The sequence below is a fragment of the Avibacterium gallinarum genome, assembly GCF_002921135.1.
Taxonomy (GTDB): domain Bacteria; phylum Pseudomonadota; class Gammaproteobacteria; order Enterobacterales; family Pasteurellaceae; genus Avibacterium; species Avibacterium gallinarum.
The window spans coordinates 24,005-50,664 of the sequence record NZ_PQVJ01000015.1 but is presented as its reverse complement, the minus strand read 5'-3'; the positions used below and the strand labels follow the sequence as shown (position 1 = coordinate 50,664).

The window sequence follows — 26,660 nt, the reverse complement described above, 5'->3', positions numbered from 1 at the left end:
AAACAAATTCACCACCAAAAATGGTGGTGAATAACCTAAACTTCATTCATTGTTATTTCTGATTTTGCAAATTTAATCTATCCGCATAAATGCGTTTTTGCAATTCGTAGCTTTGTAGCATCGAATCAATGCGTTTATTTTTTTGCTCGATTTGCTCAGGCGTAATCACCGATTGGGTTGGCGCATTATAGCTCACTTCTTGCACGGAATTGTTAAATGGCAAGGTTTGCAATACAGGCGCGTCTTGGTTTTCTTTGCCATTGTGTGCCATAAAACTTTGTACGCCCATTACCGCAACTAAGCACACGCCCGCAGCCACGGCAAATTGAGTCATCGGCATAAACCACGCTTTCAGTTTTTGCATAAATGGCGATTGCGCAGTTTCTTCTGGCATTGGTTGAGAAACCATCGGTTGTGCCACCACAATTTCTTCTTGCTCGATTAAATCTGCCATTTTTGCAGTGAAATCCGCACCCAATAATACTTCACTTTCCTGACGCATTACTGCACGAATAGTATGAAAATTTGCCCAGGATTTTTGTAAATCAGCATTTTGGCAAAGTTTTTCTGTCATTGCCTCGCTGATTTGTTCGCCATCAATGTAAGCGGAAAGTTGCTCTTTTTGCATCATAAACTCCGGGTTTGTTTTCTTTTAATAAATAGTAAACGTTGCGTTAGCCTTGAAGAAAGGGTTGAATTTTATTTTCGATAATTTCCCTTGCTCGGAATATGCGTGAACGCACCGTTCCTACTGGGCAATTCATAATATCGGCAATCTCTTCGTAACTTAAGCCCTCTAACTCACGCAAGGTGATGGCGGTTTTTAAGTCTTCTTGCATACTATGAATGGTATCAAAAATGATCTTCTTCAATTCACCAGATAACATCTGATTTTCGGGCGTATCTACGTCCCGCAAATTTGTTCCCACATCATAGGATTCTGCCTCATCTGCCAGAATATCTTCATTCGGCGGGCGGCGCCCCTGTGCGGTTAAATAATTCTTTGCCGTGTTCACGGCGATACGATATAGCCAAGTGTAGAAAGCACTGTCACCGCGGAATGATTCAATAGAGCGATATGCTTTAATGAATGATTCTTGTACAACATCGGGAATATCATTCGGTGAAACATAACGGGTTAATAACCCTGCCACCTTATTTTGATAACGCGATACCAACAAATTGAATGCTTTCTTATCTCCCTGCTGTACCCTTTCTACCAAAGCCTGATCTGTTAGCTGTTCAGTCATATAACCTCTTATACACCTCTAACAAGCCTTGATACACAAGACAGCAAGCTCGTGTTCTCTTAGAGGGGTGAAAATCGTAAAAGTTCAATCTTTTTATCAAATTAGCTCGATAATTTTTCTTGTATATAGGAAACCATTTGCTGTAATTCAAGATCTGGCGCAGGTTTTCGGTTAAAAAACCACGAAAATAACTGTAAATCCGTTGCCGCTAATAAACGCACAAACGTGGCTTTTTGTTGCTCATCTAGCTCATCAAAATGTTGCTGAAAGAAAGGCATAATCACTTTATCTAACTCCAACATTCCACGCCGACAATCCCATTCAAGGCGAAATTTATTATATTTTTCCATTTCTGTTCCCTGTTGAACTGAATAATGGGGGATTATAGCGGAATTTGCTTTTCCTTGTTCGAATAATTTCAGAGAGAAAACACAAAAAACCCGACATCTAAGTCGGGTTTTGCTAATAATAAAGTGCGGTTATTTTTCCGTAAGTTTTGGCTTAATAACTGCATAAATCACGCCTGTTAGCGCCGCACCAATAGCAATAGCCGCTAAATACATTAATGGCTGAGTTACAAATGGAATCACGAATAAACCACCGTGTGGTGCTTGTAAGCCGATGGATAAGCCTAAAGAAATCGCGCCAGCCACTGCACCACCAATAATGCTTGATACAATTACGCGCACAGGATCAGCCGCCACAAATGGCAATGCACCTTCAGAAATAAAGCATAAACCTAATACGAAAGAGGCTTTACCTGCATCACGTTGATTGGCGGTAAATTTTTTGCGTGCTAATAATGTAGCAATTGCCATTCCAATCGGTGGCACCATACCCGCTGCCATTACCGCAGCCATTGGGGTGTAAACGCCAGAAGCGATCAAGCCTGTGCCGAAAGTATAAGCCGCTTTGTTTACTGGGCCACCCATATCCACACACATCATCGCACCAAGCACCGCGCCTAATAATAATGCATTGCTTTGCCCCATTGTGTTGAGCCATTCCACCAATGCGTCCATTAAGCCTTTTACTGGTGGATTGATCAGATAAATCATCACCAAGCCGACAATCGCAGAACCGAGCAATGGCAAAATTAAAATCGGTTTTAATGAGCTTAAACTCGCTGGTAATTGAATGGCTTGGTTTAAGAATTTCACCACATAACCTGCAAGCAAACCGGCAATAATCCCGCCTAAAATCCCTGCACCTGCGGTGGTAGCGAGCATACCGCCAATTAGACCCACAGCTAATCCGGGACGATCAGCGATAGAAAACGCCACATAACCTGCGAACACGGCAATCATTAAGTGGAATGCTGCACCGCCACCAATATCCATCAAGGCTTTTGGTAAACCACCTGCAATATTTGGATCTTTAAAGGCTTCGATATCAAACATAAAGGAAATGGCGATCAGCAAGCCCCCTGCTACCACCAATGGCAACATATGGGAAACCCCTGTCATCAGGTGTTTATACAACCCTTTACGCTCCCCAGTGCTTTCTTCGCTGGCTTGTACCTTAGCTGCATTTGCCCCTGTGTAAATTTTCGCTTCTTTAAAGGCTTTTTCAAATTCTTGTGCCGTTTTCTTCAGCGCAAGCCCTGTGGAGGTGCGATACATCGGCTTGCCTTCAAACTTGCTTAAATCCACATCAATATCAGCAGCAATAAAGACAAGATCCGCATTCGCCACATCTTCAGGGGAAATGATATTGCTCGATCCCACTTGTCCACGGGTTTCCACTTTCACATTCCAGCCTTGTTTTTTAGCATATTCCGCAATGGCTTCCGCAGACATAAAAGTATGCGCTACGCCTGTTGGACAAGCGGTAACTGCCACAATATTTTTCGTTTGATTAGAAAAATCTGGCGCATTTTGCACCGCACTTTTATTTTCCGCTTGCTGATATTCCACCGCTTCCGCCTGTGCTTGTTTTAAGGTCGCCTCTGGCGCATTAAAGGCGTTTTCCACCTCTGCCAAAAACAGTTTTTTGCCCTGTAATGCGCTGTTATTTGGCGTACTGCCTAAGGCGATTATTAAATCCGCTTGGTTAGCTTCTGCCACCACTTCATCGCCTTGCTGTTTTGCTGCCGCAGCCAGCACTTGTTTAATCAAAAAGGCTTTGGCGTTGCCTAATTGTTGTGTGTTTGTCAAAAAAATCTTCATTGTTCTACCCTTTAATCACTGAAATTTCTACTTTTTCTAAGATTGGTGTTAATAAAGCAGGATCATTTACGCCCACATTACTTTGCGATACCGCAAAGGCAGACACCGCACTGGCAAACGCCAAGGTTTCTTGCTGTGAAAGCGATTTGCTTAGGCCATAAATTAGCCCTGCCACCATTGAATCACCCGCGCCCACTGTGCTAACCACTTGTTCACATTTTGGTGGCTTCGCTTGAATTACGCCTTGTTCGCTTAACCACAGAGAACCGTCCGCGCCCATTGAAATAATCACATTAGCAATGCCTTGTGCGCGCAATTTTTCAGCGGCAGTGATGATGTCTTCTAGGGTTGGTAAGGAATGTCCCACCCAAGCCTCAAGCTCACGATGATTGGGTTTCACTAGCCAAGGATTGGCGGATAACCCCGCGCTAAGCGCTGCATTGCTGCTATCTAACACCACTTTTACGCCTGCTTGTTGTAGCTGTTTGAGCCAATCAGCGAAATCTGTTGGACTGACACCGCGTGGCAAGCTGCCACACACTGCAACAATGTCAAAATCTTTGCATAACAACAAAGATTGCTGCACAAAATCTTGCCAATCTTGTGGTGAAATTTCATAGCCTAGGAAATTGAGATCCGTAACATCGGCCTCTGTTTCGGTGATTTTCACGTTTATGCGGGTTTTGCCCGCCACACGCTGAAAGCGATCTTCTAAGCCAAGCTCCGCAAACATTGTGTTGAAGTCCCCTTGATTATCACGACCAAGGAAACCACTCACCGCTACATCAACGCCTAAATCTTTCAACACTTTTGCTACGTTGATGCCTTTGCCCGCAGGGAATAAGCCCAAGGTTTCCACCATATTCACTTCACCCAGCTCAATACGTTTTAACCGTCCCACTAAATCATAGGCGGTATTTAACGTGATGGTTGCCACTTTTGCCATTATCAACTCCTACTCACCTAATCCTACTCACCTAAGCCAGCTTCAATCGCCGCACCTATGCCATCAAGGGCTTTTTGTGCTTCTTCACCGGTTGCAACGAAACGTAAACGATGCCCTTTCACCACGCCAAGCGCCACCACTTTCATCAAACTTTTAGCGCTCACTAATTGACTATCGCGATCCACATTTTGCACCGCCACTGAAGCGTTATATTTCTTCACTTCATTAACTAACACCGCGGCAGGACGTGCGTGCAAACCGTGTTCGTTACGCACCACAAATACCGCTTCAACACTTTCGCTTGGATCTTGATTATCAAGTGCGGTGGTTTTTTCTGCAGTTTTTTCGCTAGCTGCGCTGCTTTCGCCAATCACTTCAATGTGATCTGGATCTTTCGGCGATAAAGAGGACACTTCTTCCCCCAAGCCGTCTGCGAGGGCTTTACCAATGGCTTCAATGGCTTGTTTGGCATCTTCACCCACGGCACTAAAACGTAAACGATGTCCAAGAGTTGCGCCCAATGCCACGATTTTCATCAGGCTTTTCGCGCTGATGGCTTCACCGCCACGAGTGAGATTTTCCACCGTAATTTTCGAGGCGAATTTTTTCACTTCATTCACTAACACCGCTGAAGGGCGCGCGTGCAAGCCGTGTTCATTACGCACGGTAAATGTGCCGATAACCGTGCCTGCATTTTCGCTACTGGTATTGGCAGGCGCTGGGCTTTCAACGCTCACTTCGCCACCATTAAGTGCTGTCAAAATTTGCTGAGAATTTCCATTTAATAAGGCTTGCTGCACGGAATTTTCTAGCAAGCGCGCGAGTAGCTCATCAATTTGCCCATTCACACAAGCCACCGTTAGCACGCCTTTCACAGCTTTATGATTATGCTGGAATACTTGTTTTGCACGGCTGAACGTAAGGGCATTTTTCTCGTTGCCTTGCACCGAATCGGTAAGCCATAAACCACCGCCCAGTGGCAATGCTGGCGAGGCAATCACCTCTGCCACAAATTGATTATTCACCGCGCCTTGGTTTTGCAATTTGCCGGCATTAATCGCAATTAAAGTAAGCAGACTTTCAGTATCCACATCAAGGCTCAGATCTTCGCTTTTCACTTCCAGCGTTTCTTCGCCCATTAAAATGGCACGGAATTTTTCTACCTCTTGTAATGTCGCCAATTTCACCGCTTTTTCTTCATCACCAAGCACTTGTGTAAGCTGGCGAAGCAGGCTGAGATGTTCATCGGAACGTGCGGCGATCCCGATCACCACATAGGCTTTGTTGCCATCGCCCCACTCAATCCCTTGCGGAAATTGAAACACTTGCACGCCCGTTTCTTTTACCATTGGACGTGTTTCCAATGTGCCGTGCGGAATGGCAATGCCGTTGCCTAAAAAGGTGGACGTTTGCGTTTCGCGCGCTAACATTCCTGCTAAATATCCTGCCTCCACATTGCCCGCTTGCTCAAGCGCTTGCGCCACCAATTCAATGGCTTGCTGTTTATTTTCGGCTTGTGCCGATAAGTGAATATTTTTTTCTGATAAGTTAAGCATTTTCCCTCCAGAATATTGGTTTGAATACCAAATGGCGTTGTGATACTAGCTCACTTCTTCGCAAAACCAATTTGGCGATACGTTTTACTGATGATTTGCTTAACGCTTTATTAAAACACTTGCTGAACGTTAAGCAAAAACCTTTCAGCTTCAATAAAAAAAGAAAAGGTTACTGATTAAACATCAGTAACCTTACACATTATTTTCCTGTACAGACTTTCAATACTTGATCGCTGCCTTCCGCGATATAGCCCTCATCTAAGGAACGCGGTTGCCCTTTTTGTAGATCTCGCATTGCATCATAAATCCCTTGCGTTGCACTTGGCTGGCTGATTTGCGACCAACAATTTGCACTTAAGCGATTGAAATTATTCTGTAATTCAGAAGCAAACACCACACCACTATAATAAGCATAAACTTGGCTATCCACGCCTCCGCCTTGGTATAATTTTGCTTTCACTTCTTCAATCGGCACTAAAATGCGGTTGAGATACCAATCATTCGCGCCACTAGCAAAAGAATTCACATCATAATCTTCATTTACACGCCCTGAATAGGTTTGCACCGTTGCCGCATACGCAGAGGCATAGGATTTTTTATCGATTTTCTCTTTATCTAAATCGATCACTTTTTTCTCGTTGTCCATAAACGGCACATAAGAAGTCAAAGAAGAACACGCCACTAAAAAGGCACTTAACACTGAAATTGAAATAATTTTGAACATAACTTATCCGTTTTTTGTTAATCAGATTTTTCTTATTATACTGATTATAATTTGAATAAAAAGCCAAATTTCCGTGATTTTTTCACCGCATTTCGCTTTCTAAATCCGCCAGCGTATTAAAATTTTGGAACGCCTCTTTCTGATCGCGAAAATCTACCGCAATCGCGCCATTTTCTCGCATAAACTGCAACATTCGCCGCTCACCGCTGTGTAAATAAGCAGCGAGCTTTTCCGCCAATAAGGTGGAAACCAAACAAAATGTCGGGTGTTCACGCTCACCATCGGTGGCATAAGTGAGTAAAACTGACGAATTTTCCCCCGCACTTTGGCTATTGCTTTGATGATGTTGCAAAGATTGCAAAATGGGCTGCTGTAATTTTTCCAATAAGTTCAACGGTAAAAAAGGGCAATCACAAGGCACAAACAGCACAAAATCACGCTCTGCCAATTTTAGCCCCGTTAAAATGCCACTCAACGGCCCTTGGAAATCTGCCAATTCATCGGCAAACACAGGCAAACCAAGCTGCGCATAGCACGCTTGGTTGCGATTGGCATTCACCGACACCTGCGCCACCTGATCTTTCAAGCGCTGATAACAATGCCACACCAACGGCTGCCCACGGAAAAGCTGCAACCCTTTATCCACCCCACCCATACGCCTTGCCCGACCACCAGCAAGAATCACTGCACTGATTTTCATCTGCCCTCGCTTTGCTTTTTAGCCTATCAAATGGCCTCATTCTACTTGATAAATCCGCAAATAAAAAAGTGCGGTGGAAAAATTGTATGTTTTTCTACCGCACTTTTATGATGTAGTAATAGGCTAATTATAGTGTTTTCATTATCTGTGCTATCTTATCCGCACTTTTTCCTAAGATAATTTGTAACTGGTTTTCTCCAACTCTAACATTACCTTTAGAACCTAAATCAACTAATTTTTGATGATTCACTTTAGAAAAGTCTGCGATATCAAGACGTAGCCTGGTGATACAAGCATTGATACCGGTTAAATTTTCTTTTCCTCCTACAGCATCTAATAAATTTTTAGCTTGCTCTTTTAAGTAGGGAGAAATTGTTTCACTCTCTTTTTTAGAAAAAAACATAACTACCTCACTCAATATCTTTTAATTTTGTTGTTTATTCTTAAGACTTTCTAATAATACTGCAAGGATAATAATCCCGCCTTTTACGACTTGTTGGTGATAACCAGGTATATTTAACAAATTCATTAAGTTAGAAATAATGCTTAAAATTAATACACCAATTAATGTATTAGTTACTGTCCCTTTACCACCTGATAAACTTGCCCCACCAACAACAACTGCCGCAATAGCATCAAGTTCAAATCCAATTCCAAATACCGGTGAGCCAACCCCCGTTCTTGTTGTTGCAAGAACACCCGCTAAAGCACAAGCAACACCGCAGATAACATAAACGAGAAATTTATAACGTTCGACTTGAATTCCCGCAAAACGAGTAGCTACTTCGTTACTTCCGATAGAGATAATTAAACGCCCGAATACTGTCTTTTTGTATACAAATAATGCACCAAAGAAACAAATTAATAATACGTAAAAAGGTAATGGTAAACCAAGAAAATAACCTGTTCCAAAATCGGTGAACGCATCATCTTCTACGAAAATCGGCTGACCTTTGGATACAATCAACCCTAATCCTCGAGCAACAGTCATCATCGCTAGCGTAGCCACAAAAGGTGCTACTTTGAAATAAGATATTAACCCCCCTGCAGCCGCTCCAATTACAGCACCTACTAATAAAGCAATAACTGTACTTCCAAAGATACCATAATCAGGCATTAATAATGCGACAATAACAGATACTAAAGCCATTATTGATCCTACTGACAAATCAATTCCACCAGTTAGAATAACAAACAGTAACCCAAGAGAAACAATACCAAGTGGTACACTCTGTCTTAACACATTAGTAATATTTTCTAACGAATAAAAGCGATCTGTTAATAATCCAGCAATCACTAACATTAAAATAAAAAACATTAATGTGGAGTGTTTTAAACAAAATAAATATAGCTTTTTCATACTTCTCTCCTAGTTTATTGTTTCTCGTTTTGGAATAGCTAATCTCATAATATTTTCTTCTGTCATTTCATTTTCTTGTAACTCACCGGTAATTGCTCCATCACTCATGACATAAATGCGATGACACAATCCAATAAGCTCAACTAATTCTGAAGAAATAACTAATAAGCCATATCCTAATTTTGCTAAATCAGAAATAATGCGATAAATTTCTGCTTTAGCCCCCACATCAACGCCCCTTGTTGGCTCATCAAGAATAATGAAATCACAATCTGTACTCAACCATTTTGCCAGTACTACCTTTTGTTGATTCCCTCCACTTAAGCTAGAAATAGGATCGGTTAATTTACCTAACTTAATCTGCAATAATTGTTGTAATTTTCCACCAGCTTCTTTTTCTGAACTGTGATTAATTACACCCGCTGTAGAATATTTATTTAATGTTGCCATTGTCATATTTTCTAAAATTGACAAATTTAGCACCGCTCCTTGTTCTTTCCTGCTCTCAGGGACTAATCCAATGCCATAATTAATTGCTGAAGGTACATTATGTACACTAATTAGCTCCTCATTTTTATAAATCTCTCCACTAGAATATTTATCAATTCCAAAAATACATCTTGCTACTTCCGTTCTTCCAGCCCCGACTAATCCGGCTAAACCAACGATTTCACCTTTTCTAACATTGAAATTAATATCTTTTAGTATTTTTTTGCGATTTAAATTAACAACTCTAAAAATATCTTTTTCTTGTGGGATATTTTTCTCTGGATATAAAGACTCTAATTCGCGTCCGACCATATAGCGAATAATATCATCTTCTGTAGAGGTTTTAGGATCAAGCTCAGCAACGGTTTGTCCATCTTTAATTACTGTAATCGAATCAGAAATTCGGAATAGTTCTTCTAAGCGATGAGAGATATAAATAATAGTAACGCCTTGTGCCTGAAGTTTCTTAAGATTTTCAAAAAGAATATCAATCTCAGGATCAGCTAATACAGCTGTTGGCTCATCAAGAATGAGAATATTGACGTTTTTAGTTAATGCTTTGGCAATTTCAACCATTTGTTGATAAGCAACACTTAAATCACCTAATCGCATCTGGGGAGAAATATCAAATCCTAATGTTTTTAACGCTTCTTGCGCTCTATCATTAATTGATTTCCAGTTGATAGTTTGTTTTCCATTTCCTAAATCATCTAAAAAAATATTTTCTGCAACAGAAAGATCCGGAGATAATGCAAGTTCTTGATGAATAATACCAATTCCTTTCTTTTGACTGCTTTTAGGATTTGAGAAATTAACCTCTTCTCCATTTATCCTGATGGTGCCACTATCTTTAATATAAATACCAGAAAGGATTTTCATCAAGGTCGATTTACCTGCTCCATTCTCACCAATTAAAGCGTGGATACTTGCTTTCTTAACATTAAGACTGATATCAGTTAACGCTCTAACGCCACCAAAATGCTTACTTACATTGCTAATTTCAATTGCAAATTCAGACATAATTTTTTCTCCTAAAACAAGGTTGTGGTCCCCCCACAACCTATGGGAAGATGATTTATTTAATTAATATAAAGAATCTGGGTTATATACCTCATCAACATTTTCTTTAGTAATTAATAATGGCTTGATATATAGATAATCAGGGAAATCACGTTTACCTGCTTGGTAAGCTTTAATAGTATCAATAGTTAACTTGGTTAAAGCATCTGGATTATTTGAGGCAGTTGCTTGCAATGTTCCTTTTTTAATGGCTTCTAAACCAAATTTATAACCATCATGCGCATAAACTTTCACATTTTTTAATTTACCCGCAGCTTTTAATGCTCTAATACCACCTAATGCCATATCATCCATCTCAGCGTACACAGCATTAATTTTGTCACCATGAGCAACTAAAGCATCTTCCATTGCTTTTAGACCACCTTGTTGATCCCAATTTCCCCAAACTTGAGAAATAACATTAACTTTAGACTGATTATATTGACGGATTTGAGCATCCATTACACCAATGAGAAAATTATTACGGCGTGCTTCACCCACTAAATTACCTTGGTTACCACTAATTAATACAAGATTAATTGGCTCTTTACCGAATTGACTCACAGCAAATTCACCAATCATTTTATTATTTGCTGCATTATTAGCCTGAATACGTGTAATTACAGGTGCAGAAAGTGCAATATCACTATCCAATGCAATCGTTGGCACTTTAGCGCGTTTTGCCATTTCTGTAATTTTAATTCCAGCAACGGGATCTTGTGGGTTCAAGACTAGGTAATCGATTCCCTGAGATAACATATCTTCCACATCAGCAATTTGCTTATTAAGATCTCCACGAGCATCTGTTGTAATTAATTCATATCCTGCATCTTTAGCATGAATTTTCATATATTCTGTTAGCCCATTAAAGAAAGCCCCATTGAGTGTTCGATTGGCAAATCCCACTTTAATTTTGTCATCTGCCACAGCTGTTGCTGCAACTGAAAGAGAAAGCGCTAATGCAGTAATTAATTTTTTCATATAAACCACCTTAGTGAAGTGAATGTATAATACGAAACTATGCCAACAAAAGTGCGGTCATAATTTCCCTAAAAATGGGTTTCCCCATAAATTTAATGTACGGTTGTAGTAGCGAATTTTGCCGCCTCACGTTCAATCGCTAATCCTTCTTTATAGCGTTGAATAAAACGTTCATAACCTTCGACCCAAGCTGGATCTGGCTTTTTAACATTATCTTCTACGCCAGCAAAAACGATTTGATCAAGATATTCTGTTAATAACAAGCCTTTTTGTTGGCTATATGCGGCGAGTAACGCAATTCCCCAAGCGCCACCCTCGCTTGCTGTATCGAGTAATGCGACAGGAACGTCTAATGCAGCAGCAAGCACATTTTGTGCTACATCTTTACTTTTGAATAAGCCACCATGAGCAAAAATCTTTTCAATTTTTACCTTCTCTTTTTTCGTTAGCGTATCCATACCTAGTTTCATTGCACCAAATGCGGTATAAAGTTGGACAAGAATAAAATTTGCTAAAGAAAAATTGGCTTTGGCTGGATGGGCAAAGAGTGGGCAACCTTCAGTCAAATCCACACCATGCTCCCCAGAATAGAAACAATAAGAAAGCAATCCTCCAGCATCAGGCTGAGCTATCAAGGCTTGATTAAATAATGTGCTGTACAATTTGTCAGGGTTTACCGTTAAACCAAAACTCAACAGCACCTCATTAAATAACTGAAACCAAGCATTAAGATCTGAGCTACAATTTTGTGAATGCGCCATCGCGACAAGATCTCCCGCTGGCGTGGTCACCATATCTAAATCACGATAAACCTGTGAAAGTGGTTTCTCTAACACAACCATAGCAAAAGCAGAAGTTCCGGCAGAAACATTTCCCGTTTTAACTTTTATACTGTTAGTTGCCATCATTCCTGTCCCAGCATCACCTTCTGGCGGGCAAAGTGGACAACCAGCCTGCAAGCTACCTGTTGGATCAAGTAATGCAGCGCCCTTCTCTGTCAATGTACCTGCATTTTCTCCAGCAACTAAGACTTTCGGTAAAATCTGTTCTAATTTCCAATTGAAGCCATTCGGTTCTATAAGATGTTCAAAAATCTTAATCATCGAACGATCATAATTCTTGTAAGTAGAATCAATAGGAAACATTCCTGAAGCATCACCGATTCCCAATACTTTTTCACCTGTAAGCTGCCAATGCACGTAGCCTGCCAATGTCGTAATATAAGCAACATCTGAGATATGAGATTCTTTATTAAGAATAGCTTGGTAGAGATGAGCAATACTCCAACGTTGCGGAATGTTATATTGTAGTAAATCAGTTAATTTATCTGCCGCTACTGCAGTAGTGTTATTACGCCAAGTCCGGAACTCTGCAAGTTGTTTTTCCTGGGAGTCGAACGCTAAATAACCGTGCATCATTGCACTTACACCAATTGCAGCTAAACGTTGTATAACAACACCATATTGTTTTTCTACACTGTTCGCTAAATCACGATAACTTTCTGCTATACCAGACCAAACTTCATTTAAAGGATAAGTCCAAATACCATTAACGAAATGATTTTCCCAATCGAATGAACCTTTTGCTAAAATAAAGCCCTTTTCGTCAATAAGCACAGATTTAATTCTTGTTGAACCTAATTCAATGCCTAAATAGGCTTGACCATTTTCAATTAAACTTTTTGCTGAAGGTTGCATATATCCCTCCTCTTAATACCAAATGAATAATGGCAATATATCTCAAGGATGCTCATAAATTATTATAATGAGCATTCCTTATATTTAATTAGAAACAAGTAAATGCGCCATCAACAATAAAGTCAGAACCCGTTGTAAATGAACTTGTATCTCCTGCTAAATATACGCAAATAGATTGCAACTCCTCTGGTGTCCCTAGACGATGTAATGGAGCCATTTCATTCCAAGTTTTAATAAATGGTTGCAAAGATTCTGAATTCAAAGTGAGTTCTGTACCAATATAGCCTGGACTTAAACTATTCACTCGAATACCATATTTAGCCCATTCAATTGCTAACGACTTGGTCAACTGAATTACACCTGCTTTTGAAGCGTTATAGGCACATTGTGGTTGAGGAACATTCACGATATGTGCGGACATTGATGCAGTATTAATGATTGATCCACCTTTTCCTTGCTCAATCATTAGTTTTCCCGCTGCTTGCGCAGTTAAAAATACACCTGTTAAATTCACATTAATCACTTTCTGCCATTGCGCTAATGTCATTTCTTCTGCAGGAACATTGATACAAATTCCAGCATTACAGAAAGCGATATCTAGTGAATCAAACTCCTGCTTAATTACATCCATTAAATGATTTACACTTGCTTCATCTGTTACATCTGTTTGTACTGCAATTGCTTTGACTTGCTCTGACTGGGCAATTTCTTTTGCTGTTTTTTCTGCCTCTGCAATATCAAAATCTGCAATAACAATATTGGCACCAGCTTGAGCAAAAGCCATTGCTACACTTTTACCAATACCTCTTGCTCCACCAGTAACAAATGCCGTTTTTCCAGTTAATTTCATTTTTTCTAAAATACCCATAATGCACTCCTAATGTTAATAGCAATCAATAGAAATTTAAGAAAATAACTTATATAAAGCCATTTAACTTAAGTGCCTTTATATTAGTTGCTTTAGTATATTTTCACAACAGACTTTGCTAAAATAACTTACGTAAAAAAGAACTTTTTAACAAATTTGTGACATAGTTCACATAATTTTGAAATAAAGAAATTTTGGAGAATATGATTTAAGGAAAGATATAAATGATTGATAATAAAGAACTTATAGATATAAAAGAAAAGAATTACCGGCAAATTTATAAATTGTTTTTTGAAAATGGAGCGCTCGCAAAACCGCAAATCGCAAAAACATTAGGTCTTAGCTTGCCCACAGTAGTACATAATATCAATAAATTACTTTTCGAAAATAAAATTAAAGAATATGGGCTTGCCCCCTCTCAAGGTGGGCGACCAGCTACGGCTTATACTCTTATTCCTGATGCATTTATTGCAATTGGTGTCGAAATTCAACAAAAAGATATCAAAGTATTAGCACTAAATTTGAAAGGAAAAACTACCGCACTTAAGATTTTCCCTGCGCCATTTTCTAACACTGAGAAATACATTACCGAAATCTGTCATCACATTCATTCTTTTATCACAGAACATCAATATGAGCCACAACAAATTTTAGGCATTGGCATCTCAATTCAAGGCATTGTCAATCACACAGGCGATAGCATTCTGTATGGCAGAGTGCTTGATTGTGAAAAATTAAATATCATTCAAATACAGCAACATTTCAACGTTCCAGTAAAATTTTTTCACGATGTAAAATGTGCAGCAGCTGCGGAGCTTTGGACTGTAAAATACATTGATAACGCTATTTATGTCTCCATTAGCGAACATTTAGGCGGAGCAATTATATTAAATAACCAAATTGATCTTGGTAAACAGGGCTATTCTGGAGCACTAGAACACCTACAAATAAATCCTACAGGTAAAGCTTGCTACTGTGGTAAGAAAGGTTGTTTAGAAACTTATTGCTCTGTTTCCGCTCTTATTGCGCCATCAGAAAGTTTGACACAATTTTTTACAAAACTGGAACAAAATGACTCTAATACTTTACAACGTTGGAATAATTATCTAGATGCTCTTGCTCAAGGGCTAAATTACGTCTATTTACTGCTAGAGCGCGATATTATTCTTGGGGGAGAAATAGCACAATATCTTTATCAAACGGACATTATTGAACAATTACAGCAACGTATTGAAAAACTTAACCCATTTCCAATAAAGGGACAATTTATAAGGATTGCAGAGCAACACAATAATGCGACAGCAATGGGGGCAGCCTTGCCATTTATTACAGCATACTTGCCCTAAAAACTTATTCCTTTCTCCCCCCAATTACAGTATTATTTAGCCCTTTATTATCCAAGGTAAGGAACTGTTATGAAATGTCATCGTCTAAATGAAGTGTTGGAATTGTTGCAACCTTATTGGTCGCAAGATCCTGATTTGAGCTTAACCCAGATTTTGCAGAAAATCGCTGATGAAGCGGGGTTTGATAAACCTGTGGCAGAATTAACGGATGAAGTGATTATCTATCATTTAAAAATGTATGGCACAGATAAGCACGAGCCGATCCCTGGGATTAAAAAAGATTATGAAGAAGATTTTAAAACCGCGTTGCTAAAAGCGCGTGGCATTATTGAATAAGGAAAGTTGTAATGAAAAAATTTCTTGTTGCCTTAGCATCATTATTTTTTGTAGCGAATGTACAAGCTGCGGATTTAACAGAGGGAAAACAATACATTGCGTTAAATACTGAACGCGCAGTTCAGCCTGAAGTAATTGAGTTTTTCTCTTTTTATTGCCCACATTGTTATGCCTTTGAAATGGATTATCACATTCCTGAGAAAGTGAAATCGGCATTACCTGAAGGCACAAAATTTAAGCAATATCACGTGAATTTCTTAGGTTTTCAATCAGAAAATCTCACTCGCGCGTGGGCATTGGCGATGGCTTTAGGCGTGGAAGAGAAAGTCAAAGCGCCATTATTTGAAGCAGCGCAAACTGCGGTGAAAAATCGTGATCAAAGTGCGCCAAGTTTAGATGCTATTCGTCAAATTTTTATTGATAGCGGGGTAAGTGCGGAACAATTTGATGGCGGTATTAACAGTTTTGCGGTAACGGGTTTGTACAATCAGCAAGTGCAAGCAGCTGAGCGTTTTGATGTACACGGTGTGCCAGATTTCTATGTGAACGGTAAATATCGTGTGAACCCTGAGGGCTTATCACACAGTGAAGCGGGTTTCATTCAAGATTATGTTGAAACCGTGAAAGCCTTGCTACAAAAGTAACAAATAAATTGCAAAACTAGGCAAAAATTGGTTTAATGCGTGCCGATTTTGAATTCGCAATATTGAGGATATTATGGCAGAAAGTTTTAGCGTAACGCGTCGTTTTTTTGACGATAAAAACTATCCCCGCGGTTTTGCTCGCCACGGTGATTATACAATCAAAGAATCTCAAGCTTTAGAGCAATATGGTCAAGCATTTAAAGCCTTAGATAGTGGTGAGCGTGCGCCTGCAACAGAAGAAGAAAAAGCCTTTGTAGCATTTTGTAAAGGCGAGCGTCAGCCAGAAACGTTCTTTGAAAAAACGTGGAATAAATACCGCACTTTAACCAGCACCACAAAACGTGTTTATACTTTATCTGGCGTGGTAGCGGATAACCTAGAAGAGATGAGCAACGCGGATTAATCTGCCTAGCAAGATCATAAGGCTTGAGCAATCAAGCCTTTTCTTTTTGTTGGCAACGAATAATGAGAACTATCAATGCAAGCCTTACCTATCGAAAAATATGATGAATTATTGGCAGAAAAACGCCAAAAATTGACCGCACTTTTAGCCCCCTTTGATGCACCAGAATTAGCGGTATTTGATTCGCCAAAACAACATTATCGTATGCGTGCTGAATTTCGTGTTTGGCATCAAGATGATGATTTTTATCATATTATGTTTGACCGCCAAACGCGCAAACCTTATCGCATTGATCGTTTCCCCATTGCCAGCCAGCTTATCAATGAAATGATGCAAGCCTTGCTGCCCCTGCTCAAACAGCAAACCATTCTCAAGCATCGTTTATTTCAAATTGATTATCTCAGCACCCTGAGCAATAAAATTATCGTAAGCCTGCTTTATCACAAAGTCTTAGATGAACAATGGCAACAGGCGGCGGTAGCATTACGCCAAACCCTGCAACAACAAGGTTTTGACGTGCAGATCATCGGGCGCGCGTCTAAACAAAAAATTTGTTTAGATCAGGATTATGTGGACGAAATTCTGCCTGTAAACGGCAAAGAATATATTTATCGCCAAGTGGAAAACAGTTTCACGCAACCCAATGCGGTGGTAAATAGCAAAATGTTGCAATGGGCGATTGATTGCACCCAAAACAGCCAAGGGGATTTGCTCGAGCTTTATTGTGGCAACGGCAATTTTTCCATTGCGCTGGCGCAAAACTTTCGTAAGGTGCTGGCAACAGAAATCGCCAAACCATCGGTTGCTGCCGCGCAATTTAACATCGCCGCGAACCATATTGATAATTTGCAGATTATCAGAATGTCGGCAGAAGAATTTACTCAAGCAATGAACGGTGCGCGTGCCTTTAATCGTTTAAAAGGCATTGATTTGCAAGCTTATGATTGCAATACCATTTTTGTTGATCCGCCACGGGCAGGGCTTGATCCTGACACGGTAAAATTGGTGCAACAATATGATCGCATTTTGTATATTTCCTGCAATCCGTACACTCTATGCGACAACTTGCAAACCCTATGTCAAACCCACCGCATTGAGCGTGCGGCGCTGTTTGATCAGTTCCCTTATACTGAACATATGGAATCTGGTGTATGGTTGATCCGAAAATAGCCGTGCAACTGATTTGCGAAACAAAAAATTCGCAAAATTTCACCGCACTTTGTGAACAGCAAGGCTTAACTCACCAGCCAGACAGCCCGCTGGCCTTAGTACAAACGGAACAAAACGGCATTGAGCGTTTAGAATTACGCAAATTAGACGAACCCAAATTAGGCGCGGTCTATGTAGATTTTGTCAGCGGTGCAATGGCGCATCGGCGCAAATTCGGCGGCGGACGTGGCGAAGCCATCGCCAAAGCCGTTGGCATCAAAAAAGATTATCTGCCTAGCGTCATTGATGCCACCGCAGGGCTAGGGCGTGATGCCTTTGTCCTTGCTGCTATTGGCTGCCAAGTGCGCTTAGTAGAACGCCACCCTGTGGTCTATTTATTGCTGCAAGACGGCTTGCAACGGGCTTATCAAGACGCAGAAATCGGCGCAATGATGCAGCAAAATATGCAGTTATTGCCCATAAAACAGATTGATGAACTTGCACAACAAGGCACGACAGCAGATGTGGTGTACCTCGACCCGATGTATCCCCACAAAGCAAAAAGTGCCTTGGTAAAAAAAGAAATGCGCGTTTTTCAGCATTTAGTGGGCGCAGATGAAGACGCTGACCAACTGCTCGCCCCTGCCTTACAAATCGCGCAAAAACGTGTGGTGGTAAAACGCCCCGACTACGCCCAATTTCTCGCCGAAAAAGCTCCGCACTTTAGCCGCGAAACCAAAAATCATCGCTTTGATATTTATACTGTGATTTAGAGGCATGACTTAATAAAATAGACTTGGTACTGCCACTAGAACTAGTGTTTGCCACATTTTATGCCCTCATCACGTTTAATTTGAATTTGGGAAAATAGTATCTTTTCTTAACCACATACAGCTACTTCTTTTAGAGGCATAGAGATTATAGTGCGCCATCCCGCGTATAAGAGCAGTTGAAAATGCTGATAAACCGACAATGAGTTTGTTATGACTAAAATAACACGCAATGACTTGCCATCTAAAAATCGATTACATTTGGACATAAAAAAATCTGCCCTCTTAATAAGTTGGCTGTTTAATCCAACTTTTGAAGGCAGATAGAATGGAATAGCCTTTTAGATATGAATTACTGTGGTGAACGAGCAAGTTTTAGCTTTTTGATAGCCGCTTTTGCTTTTTCTTCATCAATCTGTTCAAGGTTTGCCCCACCAACAAAAACACCCATTTTTATATACTGCCGAATAAAATAATTCTTTCCGCCTTCTGTTGTAATATATAAATCGTTATTACCAAATTCTGAATCAGTAGAAACTTTATGTTTTCCAGCCGTAACTAACTTATAAAAATAAACTTTAGGAGCAGATTGTCCAATAAATTTATCATCAATATAAAGATTTTTTCTTAATCTCGCCCCAAAAGTTGAATCACGATAAATATACAACCCCGACATTGCTTTATTAGGGGTATCAAACCGCTTGGCTTGCACATCTTCTGCCTCTGAAGCCATAGGCACTTTCGCACAGCCCGTTAAAATCAAGGTACCTACCAACATTAAAACTGAAAGAATTTTTTTCATTTTATTCACCATTTAACCTTAATTAAAATAAATAGCTAAAGTTTACACCGATGGTATTGCTCTTAAATTCAATACTGTTTTTACCCTCTAAGGTTACGCGACTGTAATCAAACCCTGCAACAAAATTATCAGTAATTTTTGCTTTCACGCCAGCACCATAGCTAAAACCCACTGCACCGCTGTTCTCAAATTTCACACGATTAAATGCAGGGTTGCTATCATTCATATCAAAGTTACCATATTCAGCCCCAATTTTTACATAAGGTAAGAAGCGATCAATTTGGTATCCTTGCAAATAATGTACGCCTAAACGTAGGTTTTCTTTAGCAATTTCATTTCCCCAAGAATCCTTGGTTTTGTTATTAGGAAGGCTAATTTTCCCTTCAATAATACCAACAAAATTATTGCCATAATCAAACATATAGCCACCAACAACGCCCACACCAACAGAGCGAGAGCTAGAACCCGTATAATTACCATCATAATAGCTATAACCAAGTTCTTTTACTGGAATAGAAAAAGACTGTTTATTAAAATCAACCTCTGCACCTACGTAGAAGCCTGAAAAGCCATCAGCTTGGGCAAATAATGCTGTACTAGAAAATAATGCAGCCATAAAATATTTTTTCATAACATTTCCCCTATTCATATTTATAAATTAATTTTTTGAAGTTTATTACGTTGCTCTTCCGAGAGTGTACGAATATCAATCACTGTCAATGCTCTTCCTTTACCTTTATTTAAAGTCGCTACAACATTTTCAGGTAAACGATACATAGCCCCTGTTATCGGATCAATGACAAGTAATCCTAATGGTCCACCTATCGCAAAATTTCCCCAATACCAACCATCTAACGTTGCTTGAATTTCAATTGTTTCTTGTGTGAAACCTTTTTTGATAAAAGTAATGAGGTATTTTTCAGGTTTAAAATAGCTAGCGCCCGATTTTAGTTTAACCACTTGTGGAGTAATACCTTGACTGACGATTTTCCCTTCTCTATTTGTAATCGTAAACTTCGCCCCCTCAGGAACAGATTGAATAGAAACGGGATAAGTACTTTTACTCACAATCGTAGCACACCCTGTCAAGCCTAACGTTGTGGCTAATAACGCCACTTTTAATAAATTTTTCATAGATAAACCTCATTAAATATGTAAAATGTACGCTTTCAAAGCGAGATAATTCTACATAACCTAGGTTGCGATAAACCACATATGAAATTGACAGTTCTCTGCTCAATATCGGCAGAGATTGAACAAATGGAGCAGGCAATGGCAATACACGAAAAAATTAGATTAATGCGAGAAATGAATCATTGGTCGCAAGAAGATATGGCAGAAAAGATGAACTTATCCGCCAGTGGTTATGCAAAAATTGAGCGTGGCGAAACCCAGTTACATTACGAAAAATTAAAGAAAATTGCGCAAATTTTTGATATGGATATTTCTGAATTGGTAAAAGATGATCGTAATATTTGCTTTTTAATTAATGAAAATAGCCATCTTAGCTCTAATTATTATGCGACAAATGAAGCAGTTACCATTGAAAATGAAAAACTCAAATTAGCGTTAAGTTATAAAGATCAACTATTAGAACAAAAAGACAAAGAAATTGAATCCTTAAAAGAAATTATTGCGTTATTGAAAGCACAACACCGCAAAGAAAAATAAGTGCGGTCGTTTTTTACAACTTTTTCTTAAATTTATTCCAAACCTTGTCCTCTTGCCCGCGCCATAGGCGTTGGATATTGTCGTGGTGGCGGTAAACAAGCAGGCAGCAGACGAGCGCCACTGGGAAGGTAAATTCAGGTTTGTACCACCATACATAAAAAGGAATGGTGATGGCGGCGATAACGGCGCTTAAAGATGAATAGCCTGTGAGCAAAAATACCGCAAGCCAAGTGCCGAGCATCCATAGATCCACGCCCCAGCCGATAGGGGCGATTGCGCCAAATGCGGTGGCGACGCCTTTTCCGCCTTTAAATTTAAAGAAGATGGGGAAGATATGCCCTAAGCAGGCGGCCAGTGCAACCATGCCTAACTGAAATTGGGTTAGGCCAAGATAATAGCCCGCCCATACAGGAAGCATTCCTTTTAGAATGTCAAAAATTAGTACTGCTAAGGCAGCCCAGCGTCCGCCGATGCGTAGTACATTAGTTGCACCAGGGTTGTGTGAGCCTGTGGTGCGCGGATCAGGTAGGCCTGCTAGGCGACAAAATAAAATGGCGCTCGAAATTGAACCGAGCAAATACGCACAGAACATATAAAAAAGGGCGAAAAGGCTCATTTTTACCTACCTGATTCGTCAAGTGAAAAATTTGTTCGTCTATTGTACATAAACTTGGTAGCATACGCCTAATAGTATTTCAGGATATTGAAGGATTTTATGATAGATCGCATTTTTATTGAAGAATTGGTCGTTTTCGCTCAAATTGGCGTGTATGACTGGGAGCAACAAATCAAACAAAAGCTTATTTTTGATATAGAAATGGCGTGGGATTGCCGTCAAGCAGCAGAAAGTGATGATGTGGCATATTGCTTAAATTACGCAGAAGTTAGCGAATTTATCATTGACTATGTGCAATCTAAGCCCTTTTTCTTAATTGAGCGCGTGGCTTATGAAGTGGCAGCGCAGCTTGAACAAAAATATGGGCTAAGCTGGTTAAAAATTAAATTAAGCAAGCCTAAAGCCGTATCGCAAGCGCGCAATGTGGGGGTTATTGTGGAACGCGGCACAAGATGAATAAACAGCATTATGGCTATCTTTGCCTGATTTTAGCCACCTTATTTTGGGGCGGCAATTATATTTTCGGCAAAATGCTAAGCCGTGAAGTGGATCCCATTGTGCTAACTTATCTTCGTTGGTTTCCCGCTACGGTGATTTTGTTATTGCTGTTTGCTAAACGTGCCCTCGTTTTCTACCCCACTATTCAAAAAACGTGGAAAATTTTGACCGCACTTTCTTTACTCGGCATTGTCATTTTCCCGTTATTTCTTTATCAGGGCTTACAAACCACCACCGCACTTAATGCCAGCATTTATCTTGCGGTTGTGCCGATTGCGGTGTTATTGCTGAATCGTCTTGTTTTCGGGGATAAAATTCGCCCTTTAATGCTCGCAGGGGCAGTGGTGAGTTTCTTCGGTGTATTATGTTTATTAAGCCAAGGCGAACCACAAACCTTACTGAGCTTTAATGTGAATAAAGGGGATTTATGGGCGATTGGCTCGGCATTGAGCTGGGCGTTGTATTGCTGCATTATCCGCCTACGTCCAACAGATTTACCCAACGCAGTGATGCTCACCTTGCTTGTTGCTATTGCGATGTTGTGCTTTACTCCAGTTTTTCTCTGGAAAGCCTTAACCGCTAGCGAGCCGATTATCAGCCAAATCTCTACGAGCCATTGGACAATGATTGGCTATTTGGTTATCGGGCCATCTATTTTGTCTTACGCCTTTTGGAATTACGGCATAAGCCTTGTGGGCGGCGCGAAAGGTGCGGTGTTTACCAATGTAACGCCGTTATTCGCTGCGTTGCTTGGTATTAGCGTTTTGGGCGAAGCGCTCTATTGGTATCATTTCGCCAGTGGCGCATTAATTGTGCTAGGGTTGCTGATGTGTAATCGGAAAGGATAACGCAATAAATAAACGCGAAGAAACAAAAAGTGCGGTATTTTTCACCGCACTTTTTTCTTATCGTCTAGAAAGATTAATCAATCGCTGGCACATAATTGCCGGCAACGATCGCATCTTTGATGTTATCAGCGGTTTCTAGAACTTGACCAAGCAAGGCTTGCACGTTTTCAAGGGTGGCGATTGGGCTAAGGGTGGTCATTTTTAAGGCCTGCACGCCATTAACTTTCGTTACCCCAATATTGGCCTCACCACGGGCGAACAATTCGTCTGCGATATTTTGGTTGAGATTATCAATAAATTCCGCTGGGTAGTTCGCAGGATTGACACGGAATAACACCGAAGCGAACTGCGGTTCAACTAATAATTCAAGGCCTTCTGTGGTTTTGATGTAATCTGCCACTTCACGAGTGAGTTTCACTCCGTGGTCGATCATTGAGCCGTAAAGTTCTTCGCCAAGGGCTTCTACGGTGAACCATAATTTTAACGCGTCAAAACGGCGTGTGGTTTGCAGTGATTTTGCTACTAAGTTTGGCACGCCGTGTTCTTCGTCATATTCTGAATTTAGGTAGTCCGCTTTGTAATCAATAAAACGATAATTTTGCGGATCTTTAAGCAAGAATGCACCGCAAGAAATGCTTTGGAAAAAGTGTTTGTGGAAATCAAGGGTAACAGAATCCGCCAGCTCTAAGCCGTCTAACCAATGGCGATATTCATTGGAAAGCAACAATACACCGCCCCACGCGGCATCAACGTGTAACCACGCATCATATTGATCAGCCAATTTACGAATGTCTTTGAGTGGATCAATTGCCCCCGCGTCAGTTGTGCCTGCGGTTGCCACAATACAGGCCACCAATTTTCCTTCCGCTTTAAGATTTGCCAAAATTTCTGCCAAGGCATTGACGTCCATTTGTGCATTTTCATTACAAGGCACGCTCACCACAGATTGGAATCCCATTCCCATCATTGCCATATTTTTTTGCACAGAAAAATGTGCATTTTCTGAACATAGCACTTTTACACGTTGCAAGGCTTCTGCTGGCAAGCCATCTTGCTGTACAGACCATTCTTTGCCTTCCGCATTTTTCCAGTGTTTTGCCACGCAAGCATCACGCGCCAATAGCACACCCATTAAGTTAGATTGCGTACCGCCAGAGGTAAACACGCCCGCATCACCTGCCGCATAACCCACTTTTTCACGTAACCATTCAATCAGTTGCACTTCCATTAATGAACCTGCTGGGCTTTGATCCCAAGAGTCCATCGATTGGTTGGTGGCGTTAATAAACACTTCTGCCACTTGGCTTGCCACCATGGTTGGGCAATGTAAGTGCGCTAAAGAATGAGGGTGATGCACTTTTAGGCTTTTATTTAAGAATAATTCCGTTAAGCGATCTAAAGATTTTTCTAAGCCAAAACCTTGTTCAGAGGGCTGAAAAGCAATTTCTTCGCGTAGCTGTTTAATGCTGCCGCCAGTGTACATTTTGTTATTTTTGAGCCAATTTCCTACCGCACTTATTGCTGTTGCCATATTTTTTTCATAATCAGCGATAGATTGTGGATCATTGCAAAGAAGGGATTGTTTGTGTTTTGCGAAATCGACCATTGAGAATTTCCTGAAAGATGATTGAGGTAAAAATAGCTAAAAGGGGCGTTACACACCCCATTTAGCTAGATTAATAATTAGCCACGCACGGCTTTTAATGCGTCTGCGACAGATTGAGCAAAGCGTTTGATTAACTCTTCGCTTTCTGCTTGCGTGATGATAAGTGGGCAAAGAATACGCACCACGTTACCGCCACGACCGCCACGTTCTAACAATAACTTATTGTTAAAGCAGGCTTTTTGGATTGCCGCAGCAAGTTCACCATCTGCTGGATAAGCACCAATGCGATCTTGTGGTTTACGCTCATCAACAATCTCAATCCCGATCATTAAACCACGTCCACGCACGTTGCCGATGCAAGGATACTGCTGGGCTAATTTCTTCAATTCAGTTTGTAAGAAATCACCGCGTTCTAAGGCATTTTGCGCCAAGTTTTGCTCACGCATGACTTTTAATGAGGCATAACCTGTTGCCATTGCCATTTGGTTGCCGCGGAATGTGCCTGTGTGTCCTGCTGGCTGCCACGCATCAAATTCTTTGCGAATAGCTAGCACCGCTAATGGTAAACTTCCACCTACCGCTTTTGACATTACAACGATGTCTGGCTCGATGCCTGCATATTCAAAGGCAAACATTTTTCCTGAACGGCAGAAGCCTGCTTGTACTTCATCAAGGATTAACACAATGCCGTGTTTTTTGGTCACTTCACGGATTTTTTGTAACCATTTCACTGGCGCAGTAACCACACCACCTTCCCCTTGAATGGCTTCAAGAATCACGGCTGCAGGTTTTACCACACCGCTTTCAACATCTTCAATAAAGTTTTCAAAATAATAGGTTAAAGCATCAACACCTGCTTCACCACCTAAGCCTAATGGACAACGATATTCGTGCGGATAAGGCATAAATTGCACGCCAGCCATTAAGTTTTGTACCGCGTTTTTCGCGTTTAAGTTGCCTGTCATCGCTAATGAACCGTGGGTCATTCCGTGGTAACCACCAGAGAATGCGATAACATTACCACGCCCTGTGTAAGTTTTAGCAAGTTTTACCGCTGCTTCTGTGCCATCAGCACCAGAAGGGCCACAGAATTGCAAGCGATACTGATCTTTCGGGAAGAAAGAAAGCAGTTCTTCGGTAAATGCGTCTTTTAATGGCGTGGTTAAATCTAATGTATGAAGCGGTAAACCACTGCTTAATACGTCTTGAATAGCTTGGATCACCGCGGGGTGATTATGTCCAAGGGCTAATGTACCTGCACCAGCTAAGCAATCAAGATATTCATTACCCTCTACGTCCGTTACCCAGCAGCCTTGTGCTTTTGCGATCGCCAATGGCAATTTGCGTGGATAACTACGCACATTGGATTCCATTTCATTTTGACGAGTAAGGTAATATTCGTTGGTTGCGTTGTTGATTGGAGTTACAGGAGTGTTTGTCATTTTTAATCTATACCTTCGATAAGAGGTTAAAAAAATAAGTCGGGTGCCTTGCGGGATAACGTCATATGCGTTATAAGCCTAAGCTTTCTTATTCTTCCAAATAAGATGCCATGGGGCATTTGACTCGCTACTTATTAAAAAAAGCGTTTCAGCTTTTTTATTTTTTCCAATTTGGAAAATAGAGGTTCGTAAAGCCTAAGCCTTACAAAGGACGGGATATAGTACCCTTTTTTGCTAGAAAGAAAAGCGATTTTTACTTATTTAGGCAAAATAATCAAAAATTACACCGCACTTGTTCTTTGCCAGTAAGTTTTCTGGGCAAAAACGAATTTATTTGACGTGTGTTTGATTTCATCAAGCTCAATTTGCCACAAATCCGTGTTCATTAGCCGTGCAAAGGGGTAACGGTCATAATAGCGTTTAAGGGCGGACTTAAGGGCGGATTGACGAGCATTTTCATTGAGCAAAATGGCACGTCCTTTAAATTGCACGCCTTCAATTTCGTTCACTTGATCTGTTTGGGTGGCGATCGTACCAACCACTAGATCACTTTGTTGCATAATTTGTGCGTGTTGGGTGGAAAGAGAAGAAAAGAAGATCAGGCTAATATTGTTGTCATCAAACACATAAAAGCAGTTGGCCGCCCAAAAGCCTTGTGCGCTATGTACGGCAATGCTCATCACGGTTTGTTGTTGTAAAAATTGTGCAATGTTATGGGGAAGATTTTTCAT

General features: G+C 40.5%; 30 protein-coding genes. 9 read left to right on the top strand and 21 right to left on the bottom strand.

Annotated elements, in window-relative coordinates:
* Positions 1-52: 52 nt before the first annotated feature.
* From C3007_RS06270 to C3007_RS06205, 14 genes are all read right to left on the bottom strand, one after another.
* A complete protein-coding gene (locus tag C3007_RS06270; protein ID WP_103853636.1) occupies positions 53-628 on the bottom strand; it encodes a sigma-E factor negative regulatory protein in 576 nt (191 codons plus the stop codon).
* 46 nt (positions 629-674) lie between these two features.
* Positions 675-1,250 (bottom strand): RNA polymerase sigma factor RpoE, encoded by a 576-nt coding sequence (gene rpoE, locus C3007_RS06265; protein ID WP_103853635.1) that lies wholly within the window; start codon positions 1,248-1,250, stop codon positions 675-677.
* Between the two features lie 101 nt (positions 1,251-1,351).
* Positions 1,352-1,600: an FAD assembly factor SdhE gene (locus tag C3007_RS06260; RefSeq protein ID WP_103853634.1), complete on the bottom strand. Its 249-nt coding sequence runs from the start codon at positions 1,598-1,600 to the stop codon at positions 1,352-1,354.
* 129 nt (positions 1,601-1,729) lie between these two features.
* Positions 1,730-3,418, bottom strand: coding sequence for a fructose-specific PTS transporter subunit EIIC (locus C3007_RS06255; RefSeq protein ID WP_103853633.1), 1,689 nt, complete (start codon positions 3,416-3,418; stop codon positions 1,730-1,732).
* Between the two features lie 4 nt (positions 3,419-3,422).
* A complete protein-coding gene (fruK, locus tag C3007_RS06250; RefSeq protein ID WP_103853632.1) occupies positions 3,423-4,364 on the bottom strand; it encodes a 1-phosphofructokinase in 942 nt (313 codons plus the stop codon).
* A gap of 23 nt (positions 4,365-4,387) precedes the next feature.
* Positions 4,388-5,920 carry a fused PTS fructose transporter subunit IIA/HPr protein gene (gene fruB, locus C3007_RS06245; protein ID WP_103853631.1) on the bottom strand — a complete coding sequence of 511 codons (1,533 nt, stop codon included), beginning with the start codon at positions 5,918-5,920 and terminating at the stop codon, positions 4,388-4,390.
* 199 nt (positions 5,921-6,119) lie between these two features.
* Entirely contained in the window at positions 6,120-6,644 is a 525-nt protein-coding gene (locus tag C3007_RS06240; RefSeq protein ID WP_103853630.1) for a hypothetical protein, read from the bottom strand.
* Positions 6,645-6,726: 82 nt separating this feature from the next.
* Positions 6,727-7,344, bottom strand: coding sequence for a molybdenum cofactor guanylyltransferase MobA (gene mobA, locus C3007_RS06235; RefSeq protein ID WP_103853629.1), 618 nt, complete (start codon positions 7,342-7,344; stop codon positions 6,727-6,729).
* A 127-nt stretch (positions 7,345-7,471) separates the two neighbouring features.
* Positions 7,472-7,747: a PTS sugar transporter subunit IIB gene (locus C3007_RS06230; protein WP_103853628.1), complete on the bottom strand. Its 276-nt coding sequence runs from the start codon at positions 7,745-7,747 to the stop codon at positions 7,472-7,474.
* A 21-nt stretch (positions 7,748-7,768) separates the two neighbouring features.
* Positions 7,769-8,704 carry an ABC transporter permease gene (locus C3007_RS06225; RefSeq protein WP_103853627.1) on the bottom strand — a complete coding sequence of 312 codons (936 nt, stop codon included), beginning with the start codon at positions 8,702-8,704 and terminating at the stop codon, positions 7,769-7,771.
* Between the two features lie 9 nt (positions 8,705-8,713).
* Positions 8,714-10,213, bottom strand: coding sequence for a sugar ABC transporter ATP-binding protein (locus C3007_RS06220; protein ID WP_103853626.1), 1,500 nt, complete (start codon positions 10,211-10,213; stop codon positions 8,714-8,716).
* 63 nt (positions 10,214-10,276) lie between these two features.
* Positions 10,277-11,233, bottom strand: coding sequence for a substrate-binding domain-containing protein (locus C3007_RS06215; RefSeq protein WP_103853625.1), 957 nt, complete (start codon positions 11,231-11,233; stop codon positions 10,277-10,279).
* Between the two features lie 92 nt (positions 11,234-11,325).
* The gene (locus C3007_RS06210) at positions 11,326-12,930 is read right to left on the bottom strand and encodes a xylulokinase (protein ID WP_103853624.1); all 1,605 of its coding nucleotides are present in this window, start codon (positions 12,928-12,930) and stop codon (positions 11,326-11,328) included.
* A gap of 88 nt (positions 12,931-13,018) precedes the next feature.
* Complete coding sequence (locus C3007_RS06205; RefSeq protein ID WP_103853623.1) at positions 13,019-13,798, bottom strand: SDR family oxidoreductase; 780 nt, start codon at positions 13,796-13,798, stop codon at positions 13,019-13,021.
* Positions 13,799-14,022: 224 nt separating this feature from the next.
* Between C3007_RS06205 and C3007_RS06200 the strand changes: the two genes are divergently transcribed.
* The 6 genes from C3007_RS06200 to C3007_RS06175 all read left to right on the top strand — a co-directional run bounded on the left by C3007_RS06200 (position 14,023) and on the right by C3007_RS06175 (position 18,449).
* Positions 14,023-15,144, top strand: coding sequence for an ROK family transcriptional regulator (locus C3007_RS06200; RefSeq protein ID WP_103853622.1), 1,122 nt, complete (start codon positions 14,023-14,025; stop codon positions 15,142-15,144).
* Positions 15,145-15,213: 69 nt separating this feature from the next.
* Complete coding sequence (locus C3007_RS06195; RefSeq protein WP_103853621.1) at positions 15,214-15,480, top strand: YihD family protein; 267 nt, start codon at positions 15,214-15,216, stop codon at positions 15,478-15,480.
* 11 nt (positions 15,481-15,491) lie between these two features.
* A complete protein-coding gene (gene dsbA / locus C3007_RS06190; RefSeq protein WP_103853620.1) occupies positions 15,492-16,124 on the top strand; it encodes a thiol:disulfide interchange protein DsbA in 633 nt (210 codons plus the stop codon).
* Positions 16,125-16,197: 73 nt separating this feature from the next.
* Entirely contained in the window at positions 16,198-16,527 is a 330-nt protein-coding gene (locus C3007_RS06185) for a MaoP family protein (protein WP_103853619.1), read from the top strand.
* A 75-nt stretch (positions 16,528-16,602) separates the two neighbouring features.
* A complete protein-coding gene (gene trmA / locus C3007_RS06180) occupies positions 16,603-17,697 on the top strand; it encodes a tRNA (uridine(54)-C5)-methyltransferase TrmA (RefSeq protein WP_103853618.1) in 1,095 nt (364 codons plus the stop codon).
* On the top strand, positions 17,679-18,449 hold the full coding sequence (locus C3007_RS06175; RefSeq protein ID WP_103853617.1) for a class I SAM-dependent methyltransferase: 771 nt from the start codon (positions 17,679-17,681) through the stop codon (positions 18,447-18,449). Before trmA ends, C3007_RS06175 begins: the two co-directional genes overlap by 19 nt.
* Positions 18,450-18,798: 349 nt before the next feature.
* Here C3007_RS06175 and C3007_RS06170 read toward each other — a convergent pair whose 3' ends face one another.
* From C3007_RS06170 to C3007_RS06160, 3 genes are read right to left on the bottom strand one after another with little or no spacing between them, the layout of a single operon-like run.
* Positions 18,799-19,248 (bottom strand): DUF2846 domain-containing protein, encoded by a 450-nt coding sequence (locus C3007_RS06170; RefSeq protein WP_103853723.1) that lies wholly within the window; start codon positions 19,246-19,248, stop codon positions 18,799-18,801.
* Between the two features lie 22 nt (positions 19,249-19,270).
* A complete protein-coding gene (locus C3007_RS06165; RefSeq protein ID WP_165779959.1) occupies positions 19,271-19,879 on the bottom strand; it encodes an outer membrane protein in 609 nt (202 codons plus the stop codon).
* Positions 19,880-19,899: 20 nt separating this feature from the next.
* Positions 19,900-20,382 (bottom strand): hypothetical protein, encoded by a 483-nt coding sequence (locus tag C3007_RS06160; protein ID WP_103853615.1) that lies wholly within the window; start codon positions 20,380-20,382, stop codon positions 19,900-19,902.
* A 138-nt stretch (positions 20,383-20,520) separates the two neighbouring features.
* Between C3007_RS06160 and C3007_RS06155 the strand changes: the two genes are divergently transcribed.
* On the top strand, positions 20,521-20,919 hold the full coding sequence (locus C3007_RS06155; RefSeq protein ID WP_103853614.1) for a helix-turn-helix domain-containing protein: 399 nt from the start codon (positions 20,521-20,523) through the stop codon (positions 20,917-20,919).
* A 13-nt stretch (positions 20,920-20,932) separates the two neighbouring features.
* Here C3007_RS06155 and plsY read toward each other — a convergent pair whose 3' ends face one another.
* On the bottom strand, positions 20,933-21,535 hold the full coding sequence (gene plsY / locus C3007_RS06150) for a glycerol-3-phosphate 1-O-acyltransferase PlsY (RefSeq protein WP_103853613.1): 603 nt from the start codon (positions 21,533-21,535) through the stop codon (positions 20,933-20,935).
* A 102-nt stretch (positions 21,536-21,637) separates the two neighbouring features.
* On the opposite strand from plsY, the gene folB reads away from it, so the two are divergent.
* Positions 21,638-21,991, top strand: a complete 354-nt coding sequence (gene folB, locus C3007_RS06145; RefSeq protein WP_172459850.1) for a dihydroneopterin aldolase — start codon at positions 21,638-21,640, stop codon at positions 21,989-21,991.
* A complete protein-coding gene (locus C3007_RS06140) occupies positions 21,988-22,881 on the top strand; it encodes a DMT family transporter (protein WP_103853611.1) in 894 nt (297 codons plus the stop codon). The genes folB and C3007_RS06140 overlap by 4 nt, the downstream gene beginning before the upstream one ends.
* A gap of 73 nt (positions 22,882-22,954) precedes the next feature.
* On the opposite strand, the gene C3007_RS06135 is transcribed toward C3007_RS06140, so the two are convergent.
* From C3007_RS06135 to C3007_RS06125, 3 genes are all read right to left on the bottom strand, one after another.
* Positions 22,955-24,487, bottom strand: a complete 1,533-nt coding sequence (locus C3007_RS06135) for a pyridoxal phosphate-dependent decarboxylase family protein (protein WP_103853610.1) — start codon at positions 24,485-24,487, stop codon at positions 22,955-22,957.
* A gap of 77 nt (positions 24,488-24,564) precedes the next feature.
* A complete protein-coding gene (locus C3007_RS06130) occupies positions 24,565-25,929 on the bottom strand; it encodes a diaminobutyrate--2-oxoglutarate transaminase (RefSeq protein ID WP_103853609.1) in 1,365 nt (454 codons plus the stop codon).
* A 281-nt stretch (positions 25,930-26,210) separates the two neighbouring features.
* Complete coding sequence (locus tag C3007_RS06125; RefSeq protein WP_103853722.1) at positions 26,211-26,660, bottom strand: PNPOx family protein; 450 nt, start codon at positions 26,658-26,660, stop codon at positions 26,211-26,213.